Source organism: Lysinibacillus sp. FSL M8-0337, assembly GCF_038593855.1.
GTDB lineage: Bacteria > Bacillota > Bacilli > Bacillales_A > Planococcaceae > Lysinibacillus > Lysinibacillus sphaericus_D.
Map to the genome: position 1 here is coordinate 3,832,616 of NZ_CP151996.1, position 24,113 is coordinate 3,856,728.

The 24,113-nt window shown below is 37.6% G+C and carries 22 protein-coding genes; 11 read left to right on the top strand and 11 right to left on the bottom strand.

The genetic code is table 11. The features are described from left to right. Positions 1-23: 23 nt before the first annotated feature. Positions 24-950: a YafY family protein gene (locus tag MKY08_RS18685; RefSeq protein WP_069514727.1), complete on the bottom strand. Its 927-nt coding sequence runs from the start codon at positions 948-950 to the stop codon at positions 24-26. A gap of 409 nt (positions 951-1,359) precedes the next feature. Here MKY08_RS18685 and MKY08_RS18690 point away from each other — a divergent pair, with 409 nt between their 5' ends. Then, the gene (locus MKY08_RS18690) at positions 1,360-2,481 is read left to right on the top strand and encodes a response regulator (RefSeq protein ID WP_069514730.1); all 1,122 of its coding nucleotides are present in this window, start codon (positions 1,360-1,362) and stop codon (positions 2,479-2,481) included. Between the two features lie 109 nt (positions 2,482-2,590). On the opposite strand, the gene MKY08_RS18695 is transcribed toward MKY08_RS18690, so the two are convergent. Beyond that, positions 2,591-3,238, bottom strand: coding sequence for a response regulator transcription factor (locus tag MKY08_RS18695; RefSeq protein ID WP_024362328.1), 648 nt, complete (start codon positions 3,236-3,238; stop codon positions 2,591-2,593). Positions 3,239-3,251: 13 nt separating this feature from the next. Beyond that, the gene (locus MKY08_RS18700; protein WP_081328073.1) at positions 3,252-4,367 is read right to left on the bottom strand and encodes a GAF domain-containing sensor histidine kinase; all 1,116 of its coding nucleotides are present in this window, start codon (positions 4,365-4,367) and stop codon (positions 3,252-3,254) included. 214 nt (positions 4,368-4,581) lie between these two features. Between MKY08_RS18700 and MKY08_RS18705 the strand changes: the two genes are divergently transcribed. The 3 genes from MKY08_RS18705 (at position 4,582) to MKY08_RS18715 (ending at position 8,505) form a co-directional block, all read left to right on the top strand. Further along, entirely contained in the window at positions 4,582-5,007 is a 426-nt protein-coding gene (locus MKY08_RS18705) for a disulfide oxidoreductase (protein ID WP_069514733.1), read from the top strand. 220 nt (positions 5,008-5,227) lie between these two features. After that, positions 5,228-6,067 carry an RluA family pseudouridine synthase gene (locus tag MKY08_RS18710; protein WP_069514736.1) on the top strand — a complete coding sequence of 280 codons (840 nt, stop codon included), beginning with the start codon at positions 5,228-5,230 and terminating at the stop codon, positions 6,065-6,067. Positions 6,068-6,324: 257 nt separating this feature from the next. Next, on the top strand, positions 6,325-8,505 hold the full coding sequence (locus MKY08_RS18715) for a 5'-nucleotidase C-terminal domain-containing protein (protein ID WP_069514739.1): 2,181 nt from the start codon (positions 6,325-6,327) through the stop codon (positions 8,503-8,505). A gap of 49 nt (positions 8,506-8,554) precedes the next feature. On the opposite strand, the gene MKY08_RS18720 is transcribed toward MKY08_RS18715, so the two are convergent. Beyond that, complete coding sequence (locus MKY08_RS18720) at positions 8,555-9,385, bottom strand: aldo/keto reductase (RefSeq protein WP_069514743.1); 831 nt, start codon at positions 9,383-9,385, stop codon at positions 8,555-8,557. Between the two features lie 327 nt (positions 9,386-9,712). Then, positions 9,713-9,883, bottom strand: a complete 171-nt coding sequence (locus MKY08_RS18725; RefSeq protein WP_176723252.1) for a hypothetical protein — start codon at positions 9,881-9,883, stop codon at positions 9,713-9,715. A 427-nt stretch (positions 9,884-10,310) separates the two neighbouring features. Here MKY08_RS18725 and MKY08_RS18730 point away from each other — a divergent pair, with 427 nt between their 5' ends. Next, the gene (locus MKY08_RS18730; protein WP_069514746.1) at positions 10,311-11,156 is read left to right on the top strand and encodes a VOC family protein; all 846 of its coding nucleotides are present in this window, start codon (positions 10,311-10,313) and stop codon (positions 11,154-11,156) included. Between the two features lie 12 nt (positions 11,157-11,168). Beyond that, positions 11,169-12,203, top strand: a complete 1,035-nt coding sequence (locus MKY08_RS18735; protein ID WP_069514749.1) for an LLM class flavin-dependent oxidoreductase — start codon at positions 11,169-11,171, stop codon at positions 12,201-12,203. 100 nt (positions 12,204-12,303) lie between these two features. Here MKY08_RS18735 and trmL read toward each other — a convergent pair whose 3' ends face one another. Together trmL and queG are read right to left on the bottom strand one after the other, a co-directional pair. Continuing rightward, the gene (trmL, locus tag MKY08_RS18740; RefSeq protein WP_069514752.1) at positions 12,304-12,777 is read right to left on the bottom strand and encodes a tRNA (uridine(34)/cytosine(34)/5-carboxymethylaminomethyluridine(34)-2'-O)-methyltransferase TrmL; all 474 of its coding nucleotides are present in this window, start codon (positions 12,775-12,777) and stop codon (positions 12,304-12,306) included. A gap of 14 nt (positions 12,778-12,791) precedes the next feature. After that, complete coding sequence (gene queG / locus MKY08_RS18745) at positions 12,792-13,922, bottom strand: tRNA epoxyqueuosine(34) reductase QueG (RefSeq protein WP_069514755.1); 1,131 nt, start codon at positions 13,920-13,922, stop codon at positions 12,792-12,794. Positions 13,923-13,981: 59 nt separating this feature from the next. On the opposite strand from queG, the gene MKY08_RS18750 reads away from it, so the two are divergent. The 3 genes from MKY08_RS18750 to MKY08_RS18760 all read left to right on the top strand — a co-directional run bounded on the left by MKY08_RS18750 (position 13,982) and on the right by MKY08_RS18760 (position 17,050). Next, positions 13,982-14,671, top strand: a complete 690-nt coding sequence (locus MKY08_RS18750; protein ID WP_069514758.1) for a phenylalanine--tRNA ligase beta subunit-related protein — start codon at positions 13,982-13,984, stop codon at positions 14,669-14,671. Between the two features lie 13 nt (positions 14,672-14,684). Then, complete coding sequence (locus MKY08_RS18755; protein WP_024362339.1) at positions 14,685-15,194, top strand: hypothetical protein; 510 nt, start codon at positions 14,685-14,687, stop codon at positions 15,192-15,194. Positions 15,195-15,475: 281 nt separating this feature from the next. Then, a complete protein-coding gene (locus tag MKY08_RS18760) occupies positions 15,476-17,050 on the top strand; it encodes a catalase (protein WP_069514760.1) in 1,575 nt (524 codons plus the stop codon). A gap of 127 nt (positions 17,051-17,177) precedes the next feature. Here the strand turns inward: MKY08_RS18760 and MKY08_RS18765 are convergent, their stop codons facing one another. Further along, entirely contained in the window at positions 17,178-18,080 is a 903-nt protein-coding gene (locus MKY08_RS18765) for an LD-carboxypeptidase (protein ID WP_081328074.1), read from the bottom strand. 119 nt (positions 18,081-18,199) lie between these two features. Here MKY08_RS18765 and MKY08_RS18770 point away from each other — a divergent pair, with 119 nt between their 5' ends. Then, positions 18,200-19,078 carry a DMT family transporter gene (locus MKY08_RS18770; RefSeq protein WP_069514766.1) on the top strand — a complete coding sequence of 293 codons (879 nt, stop codon included), beginning with the start codon at positions 18,200-18,202 and terminating at the stop codon, positions 19,076-19,078. A 42-nt stretch (positions 19,079-19,120) separates the two neighbouring features. On the opposite strand, the gene nagB is transcribed toward MKY08_RS18770, so the two are convergent. Further along, positions 19,121-19,834 carry a glucosamine-6-phosphate deaminase gene (nagB, locus tag MKY08_RS18775; protein WP_081328075.1) on the bottom strand — a complete coding sequence of 238 codons (714 nt, stop codon included), beginning with the start codon at positions 19,832-19,834 and terminating at the stop codon, positions 19,121-19,123. Between the two features lie 196 nt (positions 19,835-20,030). Between nagB and MKY08_RS18780 the strand changes: the two genes are divergently transcribed. Then, positions 20,031-20,774, top strand: coding sequence for an arylamine N-acetyltransferase (locus MKY08_RS18780; RefSeq protein WP_069514772.1), 744 nt, complete (start codon positions 20,031-20,033; stop codon positions 20,772-20,774). Positions 20,775-20,810: 36 nt separating this feature from the next. Here the strand turns inward: MKY08_RS18780 and MKY08_RS18785 are convergent, their stop codons facing one another. Continuing rightward, entirely contained in the window at positions 20,811-21,908 is a 1,098-nt protein-coding gene (locus tag MKY08_RS18785) for an S-layer homology domain-containing protein (RefSeq protein ID WP_069514775.1), read from the bottom strand. 982 nt (positions 21,909-22,890) lie between these two features. Continuing rightward, positions 22,891-24,111: a helix-turn-helix domain-containing protein gene (locus tag MKY08_RS18790; RefSeq protein WP_256093289.1), complete on the bottom strand. Its 1,221-nt coding sequence runs from the start codon at positions 24,109-24,111 to the stop codon at positions 22,891-22,893. Positions 24,112-24,113 lie beyond the last annotated feature (2 nt).

A 24,113-nucleotide genomic window follows, 5' to 3' on the forward strand; every position in this document is an offset into this window, starting at 1 on the left:
CTATTGAAAGGACAAAAATGATTTTACCTATTATTTGCTGTATATATTTCGACGATTTCTTGTGCCCGTTTTTGCACGATATCAACTAAGTAAGGTGGGTCAAGAAGCTTTATTCGATTACCAAAGCTTAGCAAAAAGCCATAGAGCCATTCATCTTCCGGCAATGCAACTTGCACGATGGACTTCTCATAATCTATCTGTTCCACACCAAATGTTTCCTCCATTAATGTTAAAATCTGTGCATCAAATGACAGTGTGAGCTCTACTAAATTTTCTGGTTGTTGCCATGCTTTATCCCAAGGAAGATTAGATAAATGTACTTCCTTTCGTTCAAAACTGCGTTGCTCCTCTTTAATTTGCTTCATTCTTGATATTTTGAATAAGCGAAAACCGTTTCTTAATGTGCAATAGCCGTAGATATACCACATTTTGCCCTTTTGCACTAAAGTGTGCGGCTCTATTATTCGATTGGTCATCGTACCATGAGTAGTCGAATACAAGAAGCTTACACAATGCTCGCCCTCGATTGCTTTTTTCAATAATGTGATTTGTTCTTTTAATAGTACATTTTGTCCCCATGGACTAAGATCAATAAAAAAATGATCAATGGATTGTTTTACTTGCTCATCTGCTACACCAGTTAATTTTTCTAAAACAGCTTTGGCGTGGGCATCCTCATAGGAGGTTAAAGCACTTTTAAGAGCAATTGAAAGAGAGGTTAGCTCTTCTTTTGTTAATACTTGTTTATCCATTCGATAGCCTTCCATTAAACTTATTCCGCCATTAACCCCTTGTTGGCTTAAGATTGGAACCCCCGCACAGCTCAGGGTTTCGACATCCCGATAAATGGTTCGAACAGATACGTCAAATAACTCGGCTAATTCCTGTGCTTTTACTTTTTTACGATTAATTAAAATCATTGTCATCGTGAGTAAACGATCTACTTTCATTTCTTCAACCCCTCAACTTTGTACATTTTTTTAAATCACACACTACTTTTCCACAACAAAGTAATTTTCAATTACTTATATCCTATTATTTTTAAGTATTTTTTAAGTACCTTTTGAGTTTTCTTTAAGTCAAATGTACTATAATAACGGCTATTACATAATACAAGCATTAAAAAGGTTTTATAAAATAAGAAAAAAAACAAACTTTAACCCTTCAATCAAATTTCTAGTTTAACTATTATATTTTTATTTTTTCAAAATAGTTTAATTATAAACGCTTATACAATTATTTCAATTCTCTTAACAGTACATAAAAAACTTCTATCCTCTATATAAGGGGAGACCTTTTCAAAAACAATGAACTAGAGTTTAATGGTTTTCAATTTAATTGTATAAAGGAGATTTTGATGTGATTCGAGCCGTTTTAATAGACAAAGAACCTCTAGCTTTACACTATTTTCAAAATAAGCTACAAAACTTTCAACAAATAGAGGTTACTAAAACCTTCACTAGTGTAAAGCTATTTTTAAATAGCCTTCCATCACTGGACTTTGAAGTCATATTTTTAGAAATAAAGCTTGATGAACTGAATGGGCTTGAAGTTGCTGATATTATCAAAAGCAATCGACCACATGTAATTGTTATCTTTATTACTTCGTATTCAGATTTTGCCATACAAGCATATGAAATTGGAGGACTTGATTATTTACTTAAACCGATTAGCCTAGCACGATTAGAAAAAACCGTATCACGTATTGAACATGAATTTTCTATGCAACAGTTGGTACATCAAACTTCTAATACTACGTTAAACGTCCAATGTTTTAATCAATTCGCTACCTATAGCAACAATAGTCTCGTTTCCTTTAAAACAGAAAAAACAAAGGAATTATTTGCTTATTTCATATTACATCCAAACATGCCCATTCATCGGGATGTTCTCATTGAAATTCTTTGGCCAAATTTAGATTATGTTCGCGCAAAATCGAATTTGCATACAGCCTTATCCTATTTAAGAAAAACGTTAAATAATTTGGGTTATTCCAATTGTATTATATTTTCAAATAAGTATTATGTTTTTGAAAAACCGAATATTATGTGTGATTTATATGACTTCCAAGATTATTTTAGTGATTTCAAGAAGTTAGATTGCCCCCCTCTGTCATTAATCAATCAATGCCTTACCATCTATAAAGATGGGCTACTCATTTTTGATGATTATGAATGGGCTACTGCAGACAGAGATAAGCTAACTAAATCCTACATAGAGTTATTGGAAAAAGGCTTTCAAATTAGCATAATGAATGAAACAGAAGTGGCCATAGATTATCTGAATCGCTTATTAGAGTTCGACCCTTATAATGATTATAAAATCGAACAATACTTACAACTGTTGATTGATGCAGGAATGCAAAAACAGGCTCACTCTGTTTTTTTAACCTACGAACAAAAATTAAATGAAGACTTGGCCCTTACACCTAGTACTACATTGCAAGAAATGTCGAACAAATTATTTAGTCATAATCAATAAACTTATATGAACGACATGGTGACTCTTTGCAAAATGCACATAGCAAAAAGTGTTAGATTGATTAACGGCAATCTAACACTTTTTCGCTTTTGTCCCATTTCTGGTTATTCTACTGACCACTGCCCTCTGTCAATCCATGCTTTACTGCATAAAGCGCAGCCTGCGTCCGATCTTGTACTTGTAGTTTTGTAAAAATATTTGAAATATGTGTTTTCACTGTTTTTTCCGTAACGAATAAAGATGATGCAATTTCTCGATTGCTTTTTCCCTTCGTCAGTTCAGCAAGTACATCTTGCTCACGCGGGGTTAGTGGATTTAAGACATGTAGTGCATTTTCTGATTGTTGTCGATCCATTTCAAGCGTCGATGTTGCTTCAGGGTGCAAAGTATGTTCCCCTTGCATAATGCGACGAATTGATAATACTAATTCATCGGGCTCAATATCCTTTAGCTGATAGCCTGCTGCTCCAGCTTCCATAGCTGGTACAACATGATCACGGTCAGAAAAACTCGTCAACATTAAAATTTCGATTTGTGGAAACTTAGCTTTTATACGTTTCGTTGCTTGAATACCATCCATTTCTGGCATTACTAAATCCATTAAGATAATATCCGGCTGTATACTTTCAGCAAGTGCGACCGCTTCCACACCATTTTTCGCTTCCCCTACCACTTCAATATCTTTCTGTGTCTTTAAAAAAAATAATAATCCTCGTCGGACTACATGATGGTCATCTGCAATTAGTACACGAATCATTTTCGTTCCCCCCTCAATACGGTAAACGAATTAGCAGTTCCGTTCCCTTGCCAATTTCGCTTACCCAGTCAGCAGTACCTCCTACCGATTTAGCCCGATCCTTTATCGATTGTAAGCCCATGGATAGAAGCTTCGTATTATGATCAATCACAAAGCCTCGTCCCTCATCACGAATAACTAATAATATATCCGTAGCTGTGACAGTAATATAAAGTGCCACCTCAAGTACTCCAGCATGGCGACGGACATTATTAAGTGCCTCTTGTGCCACACGAAATAATGTTTCTTCAATACGAGATGGAAATTGCAGTACGCCTGATACGGTAACATGAAGCTTTAAGCCAAGCATTTCTGCATACACTTTTATCGCTTCTAGTAACCCATTTTCCAAGCCTTTTGGTCGTAGCTGCCATATTAGTGCACGCATTTCAGTTAAAGCATCTTGTGTTAAATGTTGAATTTCCTTAAACGTTTCCTTTACTTCACTATCGTTGCTCATTTCAATGCCAGCCCTCGCCGTTAATGTCACGGAAAATAATAGCTGGTTGACAGAATCATGTAAGTCACGTGCTAATCGGTTACGTTCTTTCACAAGTGCCATTTCCTGCTCCTGTTTGGTCAATAATATCCGTTTAATAGCCGAGCCCATTTGAAAGGCAACTGATTCAAGTAAAGCGAGCTCCTCCTCTGAAAAACGCACCGTATTTTTGGATGCTACATTCAAGACACCAAAACGTTCCTGCCCCGATTGAAGAGGTACTGTTGCATGATGTGTGATACCATCGTGATCGCCAACATTCGCAGCAATTGCACTTTCAATACGTTGACATTCAATAATGTTCGAAGCCTTTTTTAACTCTTCATTGCGATAGCGGGAGACACACCAACAACCACCCTTTTTTAAATAGTGACAATTTTTATATTCAAGTGCCTCGGGCAAATTTTCATGGACAACGAGCTCTGATCGTCCCTTTTCGTCAATAAAGAATATCCAGCCTGTTTCGAAATTGGTGCCATTTAAAAACTTTACTAGTGCGCCTTTTAGTGTTGTGACGATTTCTGTTTCTTCGTTCAATAATTCAGCAATTTCCTTTAAAATACTAATATTGGAGTGCTCGTTCTCTCTCACAAAAACACCTCTTTTTATTGGCATTACTTCTAATAATGATAACATTTCCAAGTCGCAGGTGTCTGCCTAAGCCATTCATACTTTAGACTGAATTTCCAACGGATTTCGGAATGATATGAGCGTTTTGGCTGGTTATAATTGAAACATTTTACTTCTAAATTCAAAACACATATAATCTTAACAAGTACAGCGTTATAATAAAGGGAGTTTTGATATGTCTAAAAAAGAGGAAAATAGTTTATTATTTATTTGGATAGTGTCCGTCGTTGCAACACTCGGTTCTTTATATTTTTCTGAAATTCGTCATTACGAGCCTTGTAAAATGTGTTGGATTCAACGTATATTTATGTATCCAATTGTAATCATGACTACTATAGCCCTTATTCAAAAAAATACACGTATTGCGGTAACAACAGCCGTCTTTGCTATAATGGGAGGTACAGTATCACTTTATCATTATGGTATTCAGAAACTAAGCTTTTTAGCTGCATCTGCCCCATCTTGTGGTGCCGTATCTTGTACAGGTCAATACATAAACTGGCTTGGGTTCATTACAATCCCGTTTTTGGCCCTAACTGCATTTATTTTAATTGCAGGAGCTAGCTTCTATTTACTAAAGGCTTCTAAAGCTGCAAAGTAATCCAACTTAATGCGTAAAGCTCTCTTTCATGTAAGTATATTGTTTGAAAGACAGAACAACATAAGAAAATTCGCGCTATGCCTGCGGGACTGCGATTCAAGCTAGATTATCTAGCGGCTTTAACATTTGTTTCGTGTGAATCACCTGCGGAAATGGAGCGGATTTTTTTGTATCAAAAACAAGGGTATCTAAATAGACCCTATTCCACGGAGGAAAATCGATGTTTCAATATGAAATAAAAGACAGTAATATCACAGTTGAGGAGCTTTTGCGAAATCATTGGCGACTGGGAAAAAAGCTAGTACATGAATTACGTATGGCAAAGGCTGTCACAACAATAGATGGTGAGCCCTTACTTTGGAAGGAGCCACTTCCAGCAGGAACCATGTTAAAATTTACATTCCCAATCCCAGCTTCTAACTATAAACCAACACCTGTTTGTGCAATTGACGTTGTTTATGAAGATGATCACTGTTTAATTGTCTCTAAACCAAAGGGTATGTCCACCCATCCAAATGATGACTACGATACACATACTTGTATGAACCATGTAATGGCTCATATGAAAGAGCAAGGCCTTCACTATGCAGAGCATGTGCATCGTCTAGATAAGGGCACTGAAGGTTTATTATTAGTTGCAAAACATCCTCTAGCCAAATCCATTTTTGATCGGATGATTGAAGAAAAGACGATTATTCGTACGTATGCTGCCGAGGTACAAGGCAATCTTCGCTCCACATCTGGTACGATTGCTGAATCTATTGGGAAAGATCGTCATCACCCAACACGACGCGTCGTGTCAAATACAGGTCAACGTGCCGTCACACACTATGAAGTTGTAGCACGCTATAAACATTCTTGTGTTGTCCATCTTGTCCTAGAAACAGGTCGTACACATCAAATTCGTGTACATTTGGCGCATATCGGTCATCCTATTATTGGCGATACAATGTACGGTGCACGTGAAACGGCAAGTGGTGACTATGAACTACATGCTATCCAATTAGAATTTGAACACCCATTTTTAAATAAGCTCATTTTAGTGAAAGACGAATCATAGCAACCTCATCGTAGTACAAACCTGCTCAAGGTTTGTGCTATTTTTTTATGGAAAAATTCCAAAAATAAAAATATCCATTTTTAATATTTATTTCAAATTAAAATATGAATTTATGAATTAATAATTACTTCACCTATTTTTTACAATAATTTTAATATTTATTTTTCCAATATTGGTAATGACGATGAATTTCTTTCATGTTAGAATAGAGTAAATTGTCAGTCATCTGACATATACATGAGGGAGGAATTCATTATATGAAATGGGTTAAAAGTATTGCAGCAACAACTCTAGCTGCCAGTTTGCTAGCTTCACCAGGCTTTGCGGCACATGCAGCAGAAACAGCACCAGCTGCTACAAAGGAAGGCTTTAATTTAACAATTTTACATTCTAATGATACACATTCGCACGCTGAATATGCTCCGCAACGTACAACAAAAATTAAAGAGTTACGTGCAGCAAATCCAAATTCACTTCTATTAGATGCAGGTGACGCATTAACTGGTACGCTTTACTTCAACGAATTTACTGGAGAAGTAGAAATGAAGTTAATGAACCTAATGGGTTACGATGCGATGACTTTTGGTAACCATGAGTTCGATTTAGGGTCAAGCCCAGAAGGTCATGCTGCTCTTGCAAAATTTGTTAAAGGTGCTGAATTCCCATTACTTGGAGGCAACCTCGACTTCTCAAAAGACCCATTATTTGATGGCTTACAATTCCAAACAGTAACAAAAGACTTCCAAAACGGTAAAATCTATAACGGCATAATTAAAGATGTTGACGGTGAAAAAGTTGGTATTTTCGGTTTAACGACAGAGGAAACACCATCTATTTCAAGCGTAGCAAACGTACAATTTGCAAACTATATCGACTCTGCAAAAAAAGCAGTAGCTGAATTTGAAAAACAAGGTGTCAATAAAATTATTGCCCTTACTCATATAGGCTATGACGATTCTGCTGATTGGGATAATGATAAACTACTGGCATCAGCAGTAGAAGGTATCGACGTTATTGTAGGTGGACATACACATACAAAACTAGATAAAGCTGTGAAAGCAGATACTTCATTTAAAAATCCAACAATTATTGTACAAACAGGACAATTTAGCGAAAACTTAGGTGAGCTTGATTTAACTTTTGATGATAACGGAGCTGTTGTTGAATACTTCGGCCAATTACATGCTTTAAATAATAAAGAAAATCCTGTTGCCGAAGATGCTGATACAACTAAACTATTAGCGCCTTATACTGAAAAAATTGCAGCAGTTAAAGAACAATCCACAGGCAATACAGCAGTATCAGTACTTGATGGTAATGGTAAACGTGGACTTTGGGGTGTTCGTGCTGGTGAAACGAATCTAGGTAACGTTATTACGGACGGTATGCTTGCTGGCGCTAAAAAAATTGACCCAGAAGTACAATTCGCATTCCAAAATGGTGGCGGTATCCGTGCGAGCATTGACGCGGGAGATATCACTGTTGGTGAAGTAATGACGGTAATGCCTTTCGGTAATGCACTTGGTATCGTAAAATTAACAGGTGCTGAACTCTATAAAATTGCTGAACATAGCGTAAAAGAGTTCCCGAAAGAATCAGGTGGCTTCCTACATTTCTCTGGTCTACAAGTAGAGTTTGATGGAAAAGCACCTGCTGGCAAACGTGTTCAATCTATTAAATTAAACGGTAAAGAACTTGATAAAGCAGCTTACTATAAAGGTGCAACAAATACGTTCACTGCTAAAGGTGGCGATGGCTATGAAACACTTGCAAAAGCTTATGCAGACGGCCGTGTAAGTGAACCTGGTACAGTAGACTTTGAAATGTTCATCGATCACTTAAATTCACTTAAAACAGTAGACGCTAAAGTGGAAGGACGCATTATCGCAACAATTCCATTTACGGATATTGCTAAAGGTTCTGAAACAGAAGGTTACGTGCGTGATCTTTACTATCGTGATTTAACACAAGGTACATCGGCAACAACCTATTCGCCAAATGCTAACTTAACTCGTGCACAAGCTGCATCATTTATTGCGCGTGTCTTAAAACTAGAAGCAAAAGGTACAACAACATTCTCTGATATTACTAGTTTAGAAGCAGCGACTCAAAAAGAGATTACAGCACTTGCAGAAGCTGGCATTGTACAAGGTCAAAATGGCAAGTTCAACCCTACTGCAAAAGTAACGCGCTCTCAACTTGCATTAATGTTTGCACGTGCCTATAACTTACAACATGATGCAAAAACTGGTTTAACTGCTGGTTTCAGCGATATTTCTAAATACAATAAAGAAACACAAAATGCTATCGCACTTTTGCAAGATTTAAAGATTGCTAGCGGTTCAAATGGCAAATTCATGCCAAGTAACAATGCGACACGTGCGCATATGGCAAAAATGCTATCAAACTACATCCCTTATGTAAAAGAATCGAAATAACATGAACAAAATCCCGCTTCAACTAGTTTGATAGCGGGATTTTCTATAGTTAAAAATTAAATTTGAAATTATCTGGATCTTGACCAAAACGATGATCACGATTTAATGTTGTCATTTGATCCATCTGAGCCTGCGTTAATTCAAAATCGTATATTTGTGCATTTTCCTCAATACGACTGGCTGTTACAGATTTCGGAATAATCAATGTATCTTTTTGCAAATGCCAACGAAGTACGACTTGAGCCGCTGTCTTCCCTATTTCTTGAGCGATTTCAAGAATAGTAGGATTATCAAGCACACCCCCACGCCCTAGTGGTGACCATGCTGTGACTGCAATTCCATGCTCTGCACAAAATGCCTTTAATGCCTCTTGTTGTAAGTATGGATGTAATTCAACCTGATTGACCATTGGCGCGATATTGGCTTTTGATAATAATTTTTGCAAATGATGTTCATGGTGATTCGACACACCTGTTGCTCGTATTAACTTCTCATCATACAAACGCTCAATAGCTCTGTATGTTTCTTCAAATGTTTCAGGCACTGCCCAATGCGTTAAATATAAATCTAAATAATCCATATTTAATTTTTTTAGTGACACTTCAAAGGCACGCAGCGTTGCATCATAACCTTGGTCCGTATTCCAAACCTTTGTTGTGACAAAAATATCCTCGCGCTTAATGCCTGAGTAACGAATCGCCTCACCCACTTCTACCTCATTACCATATAACGAAGCAGTATCAATTGCACGATAACCCACTTTCAATGCCTTATCAATCGCCTGTAGCGTTTCATCGCGTTCCGTCATTTTGTATACGCCTAGACCAAAGCGAGGCATTTCAATACCATTTGTTAACGTTTTTGTTGATTGTATATTCAAAAACATCAGCCCCTTTCTTTTCCTAGTTTCATTATACAAAAAATTGGATTAAAAATAATACCATTCGTTTCTGTTGTAGAATTCTTTCTGCGTGCGCAAGGATTATTCTCATTCAGTGGGATTTACTCCTGCTTCGCGGGTATTCTCTCCTTTTCCGCGGGTATTTACCTCTATTTCGCGGGTATTCTCTCCCTTTCCGCGGGTATTTACCTCTGCTTCGCGGGTATTCTCTCTCATTCCGCGGGTATCTCACCTCAATCGCGGGGCTTTACCTCTATCCCGCGGGTAATCCCCCTACTCAAGCAGGTATTTCCTTTGATCTTCTACCTATTGTTTGTCTTCGGGTTCATCATCTACTTGAATTGGGTCTGCAATGCGTTCATCCTCGGCAAGTTCAAGACCATCTCGCAAATGCTCCATTTGTTTGCCTAGATCTTGCAACTCTTTAAAATTTCTAGCCATTGTCCCGTTTTCTATATTAGGAGCCTTCTTTTCCATTTTTATCACCTCTGTTATAGTTTTCCCGAAATATTAAAGTCTGAACCATTTCTGACATATTTTATTCAGCAAGGTCGTTTCATTTTTATAATAGATAGGCTATACTAAAAAGAGATTGCTTATAAACATGAGGAGGGTTCTTCCATGAAGTTATTATTAATTATTGGTGTAACTGTTGCTTTCCTAGCTGCTATTTTCACTGCTGGGTACGAAGGCGACTACAAAGCGGACAAATAATACTCCAAGAAAATCACTAAGTATATTTTAATACTTAGTGATTTTCTTATTTTAAAGAAGTAGCCATTGCGGTTACTTCTTTTTTTTCGATCAATTTAACTACTTGACTTCCATCACTTTATAAAATATACTTACTTACATTAAGTAACTTGATAATTAATGATAACTAAAGTATTGGAGGAATACTATCATGCATTTTCATGAACAACCGAACACATATGTCACAAATGTTGAAGTTAAAGTAAGTGATTTACAACAATCTTTAATATACTATCAAGACATTATTGGCTTTAAAGTTTTACAGCAAGAAGCGAATCGAGCTACATTAACTGCTGACGGTAAAACAGCATTGCTTACAATTGTTCAACTGGAAACAATTGAACAAAAAACGAGCTCAACAAGTGGACTTTATCACTTTGCACTACTATTACCTACACGCCGTGATTTAGCAAATATCATTACTCATTTCCGTCAATCAGGCGTTTACTTTGGTGCCTCTGATCACGATGTAAGTGAAGCACTTTATTTACGTGATCCAGATGAAAATGGTATTGAAATTTATGTAGATCGTCCTGAAAGTGACTGGACTTGGCGCTCAGACCAAGTGCATATGGTAACTGAGCCGCTTAATATTCCTTCTATATTGGCAGAAGATGATGGACAATGGCATGGTTTACCTGCTAATACGGTTATGGGGCATATTCATTTATCGGTTTCAAGCTTAGTTGCAGCCGAAACGTTCTATACAAAGGGCTTAGGCTTTGACATTGTCACTCGTTATGGTGAGCAAGCATTATTTATTTCTACTGGCCGTTATCACCATCATATCGGTTTAAATACTTGGTATTCTGAAGGTGCACCAAAACTTGGGGAAAATCAAATTGGTCTAAAATCTTTTACACTGCGTCTAGATAATGAAGAGCAGGCAAATACATTAAAAGCAAACTTGCGACAATTAGGTGCGCCTGTTACTGATATAGAGGGTGGTTTCCAAACAGAAGATCCTGCCGGGAATGTTATTTTGCTGAAATTTTAAGGAGGCTATCGTATGGAATTTGGTATTTACACATTGGCAGATATCGGACAAAATCCGGTGAATGGCTATATGCCAACTGCTAAAGAACGCCTCGATGAAGTAATGCAATACGGACAGCTAGCAGATGAAGCCGGTCTTCACGTATTTGGTGTGGGTGAACATCATCGTTTAGATTATGCTATTTCAGCCGTACCAGTGGTATTATCTGCACTTTCCCAGCGGACAAAAAACATTCAATTAATAAGTACGACGACTGTACTTAGCACGGTCGATCCAGTGCGCTTATACGAAGATTTCGCAACACTGGATTTACTGTCAAATGGTCGTGCAGAAATTGTTGCTGGACGAGGTGCATTTATCGAATCGTTCCCTTTGTTTGGTTATGATGTAGATGATTATGATGCACTATTTGAGGAACATTTAGCCTTACTGTTAAAGTTAAACCGAGAAGAGCGTGTAACGTGGAGTGGCAGCTATCGCAAACCGCTTCAACATGCTGACATTGCACCACGTGCTAGTCGTGAAATCCCCATTCATATCGGTGTGGGTGGAACGCCTGAAAGTGCTAGTCGAGCGGGTCGTTATGGCGTTGGCCTAAACTTAGCCATTTTAGGTGGGGATCCAAGACGTTTCAAACATTTGGTTGATATTTACCGCGAAGCATTGCTCACAGCAGGACACGATGAGAATAAAGCAAAAATCACTGTTTCAGGGCACGCATACTTTGCTGAAAATTTAGCACAGGCTAAGGATGAATTTTATCCACATTACTCAAATTATTGGCACTATGTTAATGCACAACGTGGTATGCGCTATCATTTATCTAAAGAAGGCTTTGACAATATGACAGCTGGTCAAAATGCGCTATTTGTTGGTAGTCCAAATGAAATTATTGAAAAAATATTAATGCAGCATGAAATATTCGGTCATTCACGTTTTATGGCACAGCTTGATATTGGCGCAGTACCATTCAAGCAGGTAGCGAAATCTATTGAGCTACTTGGCACTCATATTATGCCCGCAGTCAATAAAGCACTAAAAAAATAAAAGTGGTGCCAGGCACTAACACAATTTCCATGCAAAACGGGCATCTGCGACATAACAAAAAGCGTTCGAAACAATCGAACGCTTTTTTTCTCGCTTTTTATTAGTGTAACCCTGGGTAGCCCTGTTGTCGTAAAGCCTCGTAAATAACAATTGCGGCTGTATTCGATAAATTTAGTGAACGCACATGTTCACTTTGTGGAATGCGTAAACACATTTCTTTACGCTCATAGGCAAAATCCTTTGGCAAGCCTGTCGTTTCTTTTCCAAACATAAAGTAAATATCCCGATCCTTATCACTAAAATCATGCGTAGTAAACGGTTCTTCACTATACGTTTCAATTAAATAGACATCCCCATTTTTTGATACTTCTAAAAAATCCTCAAGGGAATCGTGGTACACCACGTTAACACTATGCCAATAATCCAAGCCAGCACGTTTTAGCATTTTATCGTCGGTTGAAAAGCCAAGCGGCCGTATTAAATGGAGTGAGGTATTCGTACCAGCACAAGTACGTGCAATATTGCCTGTATTTGCTGGTATTTCTGGTTGATATAAAACGATATGCAATGGCATAACGAAACACTTCCTTAGCTAAAAAATTGTAAACCTTTGTTTATTTCCACGAGGACTTCCTCATCTTGTTCTTGATCCTGCGCAGCGAGTAAAGCATTTTCCGCCTGCTCTCCACCAATCTTCCCCAATGCCCACGCCGCTGTCCCTCGAATAACTGGTCGCTCATCTTTTTCGAGAAGCTCAATTAAATCAGGTACTGCTGCGTCCTCTTTAAAATGCGCTAGCGCTAATATAGCATTGCGTTGAATTGGTTTTTTTCCTCGCCATGAGCCTGAAACATGACCAAACTTTGCTTTAAATTCTCGATTAGAAATCGTTAAAAGTGGTGTTAGTAAGGGTTTTGCAAGCTCTGGATCGGGTTTAAATTCCTCATGTATCCAATTGATTTTGCCTTTATTTTTTGGACAGACTGTTTGACAAGTATCACAGCCATATAGCCGGTTTCCTATATGTGAGCGGAATTCATCCGGGAGGTAACCTTTCGTTTGCGTTAAAAAGGCGATACAACGCTGTGAATTAAGTTGTCCCCCTTCGATTAACGCACCTGTTGGACAAACATCCAAACATAAACGGCACTCCCCACACTCGTCCTCCATTGGCTTGTCCGGTGCAAATGGGATATTTGTCACTAACTCGCCCAAATAAACATATGAACCAAACTCCGGTGTTATAATCGAGCAGTTTTTCCCGCTCCAGCCAATACCTGCACGCTCCGCCACCGCCCTATCTACAAGCGCACCTGTATCAACCATTGATTCAATCCGTACATTGCTCACTCGTTCCTCCAGCCAAGCTTTTAATAATGCTATACGCTGTCGTAATGCTGTATGGTAATCGACGCCCCAAGAAGCTCTGCAAAATATCCCACGTCGAGCCCCCTTTTTACCAGCAGGTGCGTCCTTCATCTTTGAAGGGTATGCGACGGCTATCGCAACAATACTTTCCGCACCTTCTAATAATTGAAGTGGCTCCGTACGTTTTTCAATATCGCTCTCTTCAAAACCTGATTGGAAACCAAGCTCCTGCTGGCGACGCAGTCTATTTTTTAATTCTGTAAAGGGAGCTGCCGTTGTGAAGCCAATCTTATCAACGCCAATGGACATTGCATACGCCACAAACTCTCGTTGTAGGTCATGTATGTTCATTTTATTTCCAACTCCTTACATGATATAATAATAAAAACAAATAAAGTAGGTGATTTTTTATGGAAGTCTCACTTAATCCATCGTTGTTAACGCAACTTCCAGAGCTGAAAATCGGCATTATTAATTATACCAAAATTGTCGTAGCAGAATCGCCCCAAATGATTAAAGGTCGCCTGCAATTATATCAGGAAAACCTCTATTTAGAAATGCAAGATCAACCTGTAACCGAACGTGAAGGTATTGCAGAATGGCGACAACTTTGGAAACAACTTGGCGCTGATCCGAACCGTTATCGTCACTCGGCAGAAAGCTTAATGCGTCGAGTGAGTAAGCAAAACTATTTAACACCGTTGCATTCTGGTGTTGATTTAAATAATTTTTTCTCCCTACAATACGAAATTCCAGTTGGTATTTATGATATAGCTCACCTAAAAGGAAACATCGAAATTGCACTTGGCAATGAGGAAACAGGCTATGAAGGTTTAAATGGGCGCTTCAATACGCTCAATCATATTCTGTTTAGTCGAGACGAGGAAGGGCCTTTTGGTTCACCATTCGTTGATTCACAACGTACAGCTGTCTCCGAAGCAACAACTGAAGCGCTCCATATTTTCTATCTTCGCCCTTCCCTTGCAACTGTGGATGCACAAAAGCTTCTTGCCTCTGCGGGAAAAATGTTCAACCAAATTCATGGTGGAGACTATCAAATTGCCCTTTTAACGAATGCAACACCATCTACTACACTATAAAGGAAGTGTTTTCATGATTAATCTTGCAGAAGCAGTTAAACTAAAAAGTATTTTAGCTAAGAAGGTTCAAGAACTTATTAATGAATTACATCGCAGTTCTTTTGTCACTGTTGAAAAAGGACAAGCTCCTAAAACGAGTAATCGCGCAATGGCTGTTATTGAAAGTGAGCTAGCGCAAGTACGCCTTGATATACGCACATTAGATCGCCTTGTCTATGAGGCGAATATTCAGAACAAAGTAGACTTTAAAGGCGAGCAACTTGCACTTGTAGAGGCAATTGAACTGGCTTCACAACTTCGCGCTGAAGCTGAACTTTGTAAACACTTGGGCACACATGAAAAAGAAACTGTACGTATGGGCTATGGTGAAGGTACGATGTTATATGAAATTGCCATGTTCGAGCCAGATGCATACCGTGAACGTTCGCTTCAACTAGAAAAAGATGCACATAAGCTCTCTAATTTGATTAATGCCAAAAACTATAGCGTTGAAATACAATTTGACGATTCTCGCTATTTCTAAACTCGGGGCGGTGAGACTCCAAACCGAGTCGGATGTGCTGTTTTCAAAACTACTTTAATGTAGACTTAAAACTTAGATCAACCAATGACATGTGACCAGTTACTTTATGACCGATGACCTATCACCAACTATTGGCAATGGCATGAAAAAACTCAATCAGATGAATTGGAAATCGCCATCCGAAACTCTCTTACACCTTGTGTGTAAGAGAGTTTTTTTATGTCTATTATGCCAATCAATTGGACAAACTTTGTTTAGTACAATTGGAAGGAGCAATAGTCATGAACCATTCTCATGAAAAAGATGATACATTAACCAATCGCCAAGGTCACCCAGTTACCAACAATCAAAATTTACGAACAGTCAGCAATCGAGGGCCAGCAACTCTTGAAAACTATGATTTCCTTGAAAAAATAAGTCATTTTGACCGAGAGAGAGTTCCTGAACGTGTTGTGCATGCTCGTGGTGCTGGAGCACATGGCTACTTCGAAACATATGGAGTTGTTGGCGATGAGCCTATTTCTAACTATACAAGAGCAAAAGTATTTCAGAATAAAGGCAAACAAACGCCTGTTTTCGTCCGCTTCTCTACGGTTATTCATGGTGGACATTCGCCGGAAACATTACGTGATCCGCGCGGCTTTGCTGTCAAGTTTTATACAGAAGACGGAAACTGGGATTTAGTTGGCAACAATTTAAAAATCTTCTTTATCCGTGATGCCATGAAATTTCCAGATATGATTCATGCTTTTAAGCCAGATCCTATTACAAATATTCAAGACGTCGAGCGCTTCTTTGATTTCTGTGCAAGTTCTCCTGAATCCTTCCATATGGTCACTTTTATTTATTCACCTTGGGGCATTCCTGCCAACTATCGCATGATGCAAGGTTCTGGAGTCAATACGTATAAATGGGTAAATAGTGAGGGCAAAGCAGTCCTTGTGAAGTACCATTGGGAGCCATTACAAGGCATTAAAAACTTAACACAAAAAGAAGCAGAAGAAATTCAACAAAAAAATTTCAACCATGCCACACAAGACTTATACGACGCTATTAAACGTGGAGATTATCCTGAATGGGAGTTAAATGTACAAATAATGGAGGATGGCCCTCATCCAGAGCTTGATTTTGACCCACTGGATGATACGAAGCTATGGCCGAATGACAAATTCCCTTGGTATCCAGTCGGAAAAATGGTATTAAATAAAAACCCTGAAGACTATTTTGCCGAGGTAGAACAAGCGACTTTCGGCACAGGTGTCCTCGTTGATGGGTTGGATTTCTCAGACGATAAAATGCTCCAAGGGCGTACTTTCTCTTATTCTGATACGCAACGTCATCGAGTGGGTGCCAACTATTTACAATTACCAATCAATGCTCCGAAGAAACGAGTAGCGACCAACCAAAGCGGTGGGCAAATGATGTATAAACGAGATTTAGCACCAGGACAAAATCCACATATTAACTATGAGCCATCAATGTTAAATGGTTTAAAAGAAGCTACCCAAACGGCGAAAGAATACACACCATATATTGAAGGCAATTTAGTGCGCGAATCCATTGATCGCCAAAGTAATACGAAGCAAGCTGGTGAAACTTATCGTAATTTTGAACAATGGGAACGTGACGAATTACTAGCAAATTTAATTCGGGATTTATCCGCATGTAATACAGCTATCCAAGAGGCGATGATTGCATTGGCTGCTGAAGCAGATGAGGAATATGGACGCTTACTAAAAGAAGGTTTACAAAAGGCACAGCAAAACGCTTCGTCTGCAAAGCCTCTTGGTAACATTAACGGTGATAATGCACCAAAAGACGCAGTCGATAAAGGCCACGATGCCGAACCTTACTAAGGAGTGCCAGTCACCCACAAAATTTTACGCACAAAAAAGTAGCCGCAACAAATCGCGTGTAGCGAGAGTTGCGGCTTTCATATTGCTCGAGTGCCAGTCACCCTCACAATTCGAACAATTCAAACACTTAATAGACGCCTGGTAAAATTCGAAGCACTTTTTCTTGTGCATCTAAAATGGCATCGACCCCTAATGGGATGGCAATATTCGTCGTTTCATGCCCTATTTTAAAACCAGCTACAACAGGTATTTCTAAATCACCAAAATATTCTTGCATTAACACTAGAAGAGCCTCATCACTTGCTCCTGTTTCTGTAAAGGAGCCAATTACTACCCCCGCTAATTGTTCCAGCTTTCTAGCTTGTTTTAACTGTTGCAACATCGAATCAATACGTGGAATTGTCTCTGCAATATCTTCTATTAATAAAATTCTGCCTTCAGTCCGAACCTCAAATTTTGTGCCTAAAGTGCTGACTATTCGACGTAAATTACCACCAATAATTGGTCCACGTGCAAAGCCAGGGGCAACTACATTTAATGGGGATATAGCCTCTGTATACTGTATTTCAATCGGAGAAAACAGCTGTAAAAACATTTTTTTCGATAACTCATCCATGCTATTGGCAGCCATTAGCATCGGCCCATGAAACGTCACGATATTTGCATACTCATTAATAGCACAATGCAAATAGGTAAGATCAGAAAAGCCCCAGAAAATTTTTGGATTTTCCGCTAGCAACTCATAATCAATCTTTCCAGCAATACGAGCAGAGCCATAGCCACCCTTTACGCAAAAGATGGCCTTCACGTCAGGATCTTGAACCATAGCATGAAAGTCCGCAAGTCTTACGTTATCACTACCTGCTAAATAGTCATGTTTTGCCGTTATCGTATCCCCTATTTTATAGCGGAGACCCAGCTCATCTAAAAAGGCTAAAGCATTTCCTAATTTCTCTGGCTCAACAAGGCTGGACAAACATACAATGCCAACTGTATCCCCTTTTTTTAAATGCGCTACTGTACTTATCACTTTACTTCCTCCTATTCTTTCTCTCATTCTAGCATATGGATATATGTAGCATTGATTATTCACTCCCTTAATGCCTATAATTGACATTAGTATTTTAAATTAAAAGGAGTTATCGCTTCATGAAAATCCCACCATATGCGTTATTATTACTTGCTACCGTTCTATGGGGTGGTAATTTTGTCATTGGCCGAGCCGTGAGTGGCAATATCCCACCCTTTACATTGGCTTTTCTTCGTTGGTGTGTCGCCTTTATCGTATTTTTACCGATTGCTTATCGCAGCGTAAAACGTGAGTGGCACATGCTCAAAGAACATTGGAAAATTGTCCTTATACTAGCCTTTACTGGTGTGGCAGCTTTTAATACGCTCGTCTATATTGCTCTCCACTATACAACTTCTATCAATGCATCATTGATGAATTCTTCGACACCCATTATGATTTACATACTATCCTTTATATTTTTGAAGGAAAAACTCTCGTCATTCCAAATTCTTGGAACTGCACTATCACTTAGCGGTGTCCTTTTTATTATTTCAGGAGGTTCGTTTGCAAGCTTAGTCGATTTTACGTTCAATAAAGGGGACTTAATTGTTGTCGTCGCCGTTTTCTGTTGGAGTATTTATTCACTTCTTGTAAAACATTACGCGGGTCGTTTACCAGGACAGTCAACATTTCTTGTCACAATCTTTATTGGTGCTGTCATGCTCTTGCCATTTTACCTATACGAAATCACAACAATGACCAACGCTATACACTGGCACTGGTCAACGATTGCCGCTATTCTATATGTAGGTATTTTTGCTTCTATTGTAGCATTTCTATGCTGGAATCATGGGGTCGTACAACTTGGCGCGAATAAAGCAGGTATTTATTTAAACTTTATTCCGGTCTTTGCCTCTATTTTTGCCGTGCTTTTTTTAGATGAGCAACTACATATTTTTCAAATTATCGGAGGACTTGCCGTCGTAGCAGGTGTCCTATTATCAAGTAAAAAATAAAATAAGCGTAGACTTCAAAAAAGGAGTCTACGCTTGTTTCTTTTATTTTGTACCGCCGTAAATAATCGTTACATTTGGATGATTTAATAATCTGCTAGCTGGAAAAGCTTCAGTCACTTCTCCACCTTTTAATTTTTCAATGGCTTCTAATTTTTTTTCACCAAATGCGATGAGCACAATCGCCCTTGCATTCATGATAGATTGAATACCCATTGTAATAGCATGAGTAGGCACAGCTTCTGGATTGTCAAAATAAATAGCATTTTCAGTTCGTGTTGATTCTGTAAGCTCTACAATGTTTGTCAGTGAATCAAATGATGTACCAGGCTCATTAAAACCTATATGTCCATTTACCCCTATTCCAAGCAACTGTAAATCAATCCCACCTGCTTCGGCAATTTGCGCATCATATGCCACACACTCGGCTTCTAAATCTGTTGCCTTGCCGTTTGGTAAATGTATCTTTTCTTCGTTAATATCCACATGAGTAAATAAATTTTCATGCATGAACGTCCAGTAGCTTGCTGGGCTATTTTGTTCTAAGCCCACATATTCATCTAGATTAAATGTTGTAACTTCCTTGAAAGAAATATCACCAGCTTGTTGACGCTTAACTAATTCCTTATACATCCCAACTGGTGAACCCCCTGTTGCAAGCCCTAGTATGCTAGCTGGTTTTGCTTGTAGTTGCTCAGTAAAAATATGTGCAGCTACGTTACTCATTTCATCATATGAATTTACTTCAATCCATTTTATTTCATTCTTCATTTATATACCTACCTTTAGAAACGTTATTTTTAACTAAAAATGGGAAATTCATTACGAACTAGTAGTGAATATATTAATTTTACAAGTTATTTAGCTCTATTTCTATTATTTTCTTTCTCTATTTTTCACGTGTATTCTAGTGCTATTTCGGTTATGTTAATTAGTAAGGAAGTGAGGCGATTTTATGAATGCTCAAATTCAACAATATTTAAAATTCATTCAATTTCAAGGATCTTTAGAGCCGTCTATCAAGCTACTTGGTCAATTACAAACGAAACATCTACATACCATTCCCTATGAAAATTTAGATGTTGCTTTGAAACGTGACATTTCCTTTGCTATCCCGGATATTTTTCAAAAAATTATTGTTCAACAACGCGGAGGCAATTGCTTTGAACTTAACATTTTATATAGTTGGCTACTTCGAGAACTCGGTTTTTCTGTAACAAATCGCTATGCGCAATTTTGGCGTAATACGGATGATAGTACACCGATTGAAGAAGTTCCCATGCATCAGCTACTCCTCGTTCAATTTGACGGCATAGCTTATATCTCGGACGTAGGTGTAGGTGCTTTAGCTCCGTGTAAACCAGTGCCTTTAATTGCACATCACGAACATCGCGAAGGCAATGAGCTTTACAAAATTGAATGGCATGACACATACGGTTGGATGCTGTATGAGCAAACATCACACAATTGGCGCCTACTGTACAATTTCACGGATAACGGGAACGATGCCAATTTTGCACCACGTCTTTCTCAACAAAAGAATAAAATCGCCATGATTCGCACCCCTACTGGTCGACATACGATGTTCAATAATGAATTTCGTATATACGAAGGGCAATCATTAACAACTTATACAACACAGACCGATAAAGAATGGCTACAAGCGCTTAAACGTTTTTTTCATATATCGCTTACTTAAAAAAGGATGCATTTTTCAATGCATCCTTTTCAATCTTTAATTTGCTGTTCGTTTTAGTAACTCATAAACAACTTCCCCATTGTGAAGTTCCTTAACTAAGCCAATACCATCTACAAAATAATACGTCTTCACTACATCAATATATTTAAAGCTTTCTTCTAATATTGCTACATTTTTATAGTTAACACCACCTGCTCGAACTGTTCCATCCGTCGTTTGGACGGTAATGCGATTGCCGTTTACAGGACGTTCATCGTCTTCATGAACTATCACGCCAATTCTTAGTGGTAGCCCTATATAAAAATCGTAATGTGAGCTATACTCCTGAGCGATTGCTTGCGCATATACTGAGCCATCATAATATAATAATTCATCATAAAACGGCTTATTATTAGTCATATTCGTAATTGTCCAAACATCATTTTTATTATCATTATGACTATATTGATAATTTAATGTATATCTTAGACCATCATCAGGTGAATAATAGGCATAAGTATAGGTATAGGTATAGGCAGGATCCTTTAATAAATTGGGATTTGAAAGAGTTAATGCACGAGCTACGAATGCTGAAAAATGGGCTCTTGTTAATGGCAATTTTGGTTTAAATGAGCCATCTTGATAACCGCTCGTAATATTATTGTTCGCTACCGCTAAAATTTCTTTATAGCCCGGTGTCTTTTCTGTAACATCTGTAAAATAATATGGGCTCGTCGTTCCCTTTAATTTAAAAGCTCGTTGCAAAACAATAGCCATATCTGCTCTCGTCAACGTGCCGTTTGGATTAAACTTTTTAGTTGCATCAAATATTCCAGCATTTTGTGTCGCAGCAATCTCCTTATAGTAAATATGAGATGTCGGTACATCTTGATACTTCGGATTTTTTACATTCGTTGTTTTTAAGGCTAACGCACGTGATATCATAACAGCTACCTGTGCCCTTGTGACATATTCATTTGGCTTAAAAGTACCATTAGGATACCCTTTAATAATCCCCCGCTCTACTAAATAATCTATTTCCGTACTTAACGTATTGTCTGATGATACATCTTTAAAACTAGCTGCATAAACAGGCTGAATCTGGAGTATCCCTAAAATTAAAACTACAATCAAAATCTTACTTATTTTTTTCATACTTTTCCCCCTATATTTACTTCCATCTTTGTTATCCTATTCATCAAGTAAAATAAATATTAACTAAAAGCTGTTTTGAAGAGTTGCATTGCATTAGTGTCCATATACCCAAGTCATCATATATTTACACTTCTAATTGCGTACATAGCTCTTCTAAAGCAAAATGCCCCTGCAATACGTTGCAAGGGGTGTTGATAGATCTATTAAGTTTTGTAGTTTTTATATAAATCAAAGCCTAGCAAATTATCACTCTAGCTTCCCTTATTAGTAAGAGAGATTATTTACTTCATCAACGCCATTCCCCATTTGCCTTAGCAGAACTACTCTCACTACTTCCACAAGCAGTTAGTAGAAATATCTCTTTTTATACATAATATACCTAAATAAACATTTAAAATATATTGTACCATAAAAACTAAATTCTTGTTTTGGAGTAAAATGATAAAATATGGATTTGCAATATCCGCTAACTAGCTATGTTCTAGCTAGCTTTATGCACTTAGTAATTTCTTGTAATTTTTTATACCATTTAAATGTGAGTTGCGTTTAATTCTTATAATCCCCTTGATGTTTAACTACCTCTTGTAATAAGACGATTCCTTATAAAACAAAAAAGAGTTCTCAAATTAATGAGAACCCTTAATACATATGCAATTTTTTGGCCCTAAGGCAATTGGCGTTTAATCCCGGTTGCTACGTCTTTAATACGAGAATTATACCCACTGAGGCTCAATATAAAGCCTACAAAGTACATGCTGCTACGTTTATCTTATCCAATAAAATGGCAATTTTTCAGTTGCGAAGTGCCTCACATTTCGAGTTTAAAAAACACTGTTCCTCAATCATAAGATAGAGCTACTACCTTCTACCACTCTTGCCTTTTATAAAACCGGTGGATGAATTGGAACAGATATAATTATTACTGCAGCACTCAGTATTAAGATTGATAATCCAACATTTTTCTTCATATTCACACTCTCCTTTAGATTTCAATAAATTGCATAGCTTTCTCAAACTGCTTTTCTTGTCGATAATACTCTCCCAATAAATTAGAAAATTGTTGGTGCATTTCTTTTAATTCTTCATTATCTGCTGTAAATGGAATTAACCTCCCTTCTAAAAAATCCATTGCTTTCTTTTTTTCTTCTCCTAGCAAATATAAATAAAAAGTAGCAAATAAATTAAAACTTAATTTTTTCTTATTTTTTGCTTCTTCCTTTAGAATAGTAAAGGTTTTTATACTTTTTTCCGTTTGTTCTAAGCGAAATTGTGTAACACCTAAATTATATAAGCAAAGCAGATAATGATCACAGTTCTTTGACATTAAAGAAGCGCTTTTTTCAAAGTAAATTAATGCATTTTCATATTCCCATCTCATTTGGTACAAATCCCCCAAATTGTGATATATAGCAGGTAATAGCTGCTGTTGCTGTAATAGCTCCGCATTTCTCACTAAATGTTCATAGATTTCGATTGCTTCGTGAAACACTTTTCCTCGAGAGTAATTGAGTGCCAGAGACATTAATGTAAAAACAATTCTCTTAAAATTAAATTGGTCCTTATAGAATTGAAGAGCTTTTTTCCCATAAATAATTGCTTGGCTTGGTTCTTCTAACCGCCCTTTTATTAAAGCGAAATGATAGTAAAACTCTCCTTCTAGTGACCCTAGTTCTGGATGTATTTGAAGTATTTGAGTTAGTTCTTTAGCTGCTTCCTCATATTTACCTTTTGTAATTAAAACTAATGCATAATAATATGAATGTAAATACCTTTCATGTTGGGAAAAATTTTGTCGGTGGGCATTTAGCCATCTTAATTGATTGTCTGCTAATTTGTGCTCTTTAACAAACACATAATAACGTAACTTATAAAGTTCATATAAATAAATAGATTCTGTAAAACCTATTATTTCTTCATATTCTTTTAATTTGCTCATTGTCTCTTTTACTTTCTCATTCTCTAGGTAATTTATATGTTTTTGTAAATCATTTAATAGGCAAATAATATTTTGTTCGTTATTCTCTACATCGTGAATACTAATATTTAATCGTTCTAGCAGTAGACGTATTGTCTCGCTATTTGCTTCTTTATTATTATTCTCAATTTTACTTAAATGAGGAATCGAGCAAATCCCCATCGCCACTGAATTCTGTGTCATTCCTAGCTTTGTACGATAGTACTTAATTAATGAACCTATCTTCATTT

Excerpts from the sequence above, each read along its gene's own strand:
- MKY08_RS18715 (WP_069514739.1), top strand. The coding sequence starts at position 6,325 with ATGAAATGGGTTAAAAGTATTGCAGCAACAACTCTAGCTGCCAGTTTG.
- queG (WP_069514755.1), bottom strand. The coding sequence starts at position 13,922 with ATGAACATACATGACCTACAACGAGAGTTTGTGGCGTATGCAATGTCC.
- MKY08_RS18695 (WP_024362328.1), bottom strand. The coding sequence starts at position 3,238 with ATGATTCGTGTACTAATTGCAGATGACCATCATGTAGTCCGACGAGGA.
- MKY08_RS18730 (WP_069514746.1), top strand. The coding sequence starts at position 10,311 with ATGCATTTTCATGAACAACCGAACACATATGTCACAAATGTTGAAGTT.
- MKY08_RS18710 (WP_069514736.1), top strand. The coding sequence starts at position 5,228 with ATGTTTCAATATGAAATAAAAGACAGTAATATCACAGTTGAGGAGCTT.
- MKY08_RS18685 (WP_069514727.1), bottom strand. The coding sequence starts at position 950 with ATGAAAGTAGATCGTTTACTCACGATGACAATGATTTTAATTAATCGT.
- MKY08_RS18750 (WP_069514758.1), top strand. The coding sequence starts at position 13,982 with ATGGAAGTCTCACTTAATCCATCGTTGTTAACGCAACTTCCAGAGCTG.
- trmL (WP_069514752.1), bottom strand. The coding sequence starts at position 12,777 with ATGCCATTGCATATCGTTTTATATCAACCAGAAATACCAGCAAATACA.
- MKY08_RS18705 (WP_069514733.1), top strand. The coding sequence starts at position 4,582 with ATGTCTAAAAAAGAGGAAAATAGTTTATTATTTATTTGGATAGTGTCC.
- MKY08_RS18725 (WP_176723252.1), bottom strand. The coding sequence starts at position 9,883 with ATGGAAAAGAAGGCTCCTAATATAGAAAACGGGACAATGGCTAGAAAT.
- MKY08_RS18760 (WP_069514760.1), top strand. The coding sequence starts at position 15,476 with ATGAACCATTCTCATGAAAAAGATGATACATTAACCAATCGCCAAGGT.
- MKY08_RS18785 (WP_069514775.1), bottom strand. The coding sequence starts at position 21,908 with ATGAAAAAAATAAGTAAGATTTTGATTGTAGTTTTAATTTTAGGGATA.
- MKY08_RS18780 (WP_069514772.1), top strand. The coding sequence starts at position 20,031 with ATGAATGCTCAAATTCAACAATATTTAAAATTCATTCAATTTCAAGGA.
- MKY08_RS18755 (WP_024362339.1), top strand. The coding sequence starts at position 14,685 with ATGATTAATCTTGCAGAAGCAGTTAAACTAAAAAGTATTTTAGCTAAG.
- MKY08_RS18735 (WP_069514749.1), top strand. The coding sequence starts at position 11,169 with ATGGAATTTGGTATTTACACATTGGCAGATATCGGACAAAATCCGGTG.
- MKY08_RS18770 (WP_069514766.1), top strand. The coding sequence starts at position 18,200 with ATGAAAATCCCACCATATGCGTTATTATTACTTGCTACCGTTCTATGG.
- MKY08_RS18790 (WP_256093289.1), bottom strand. The coding sequence starts at position 24,111 with ATGAAGATAGGTTCATTAATTAAGTACTATCGTACAAAGCTAGGAATG.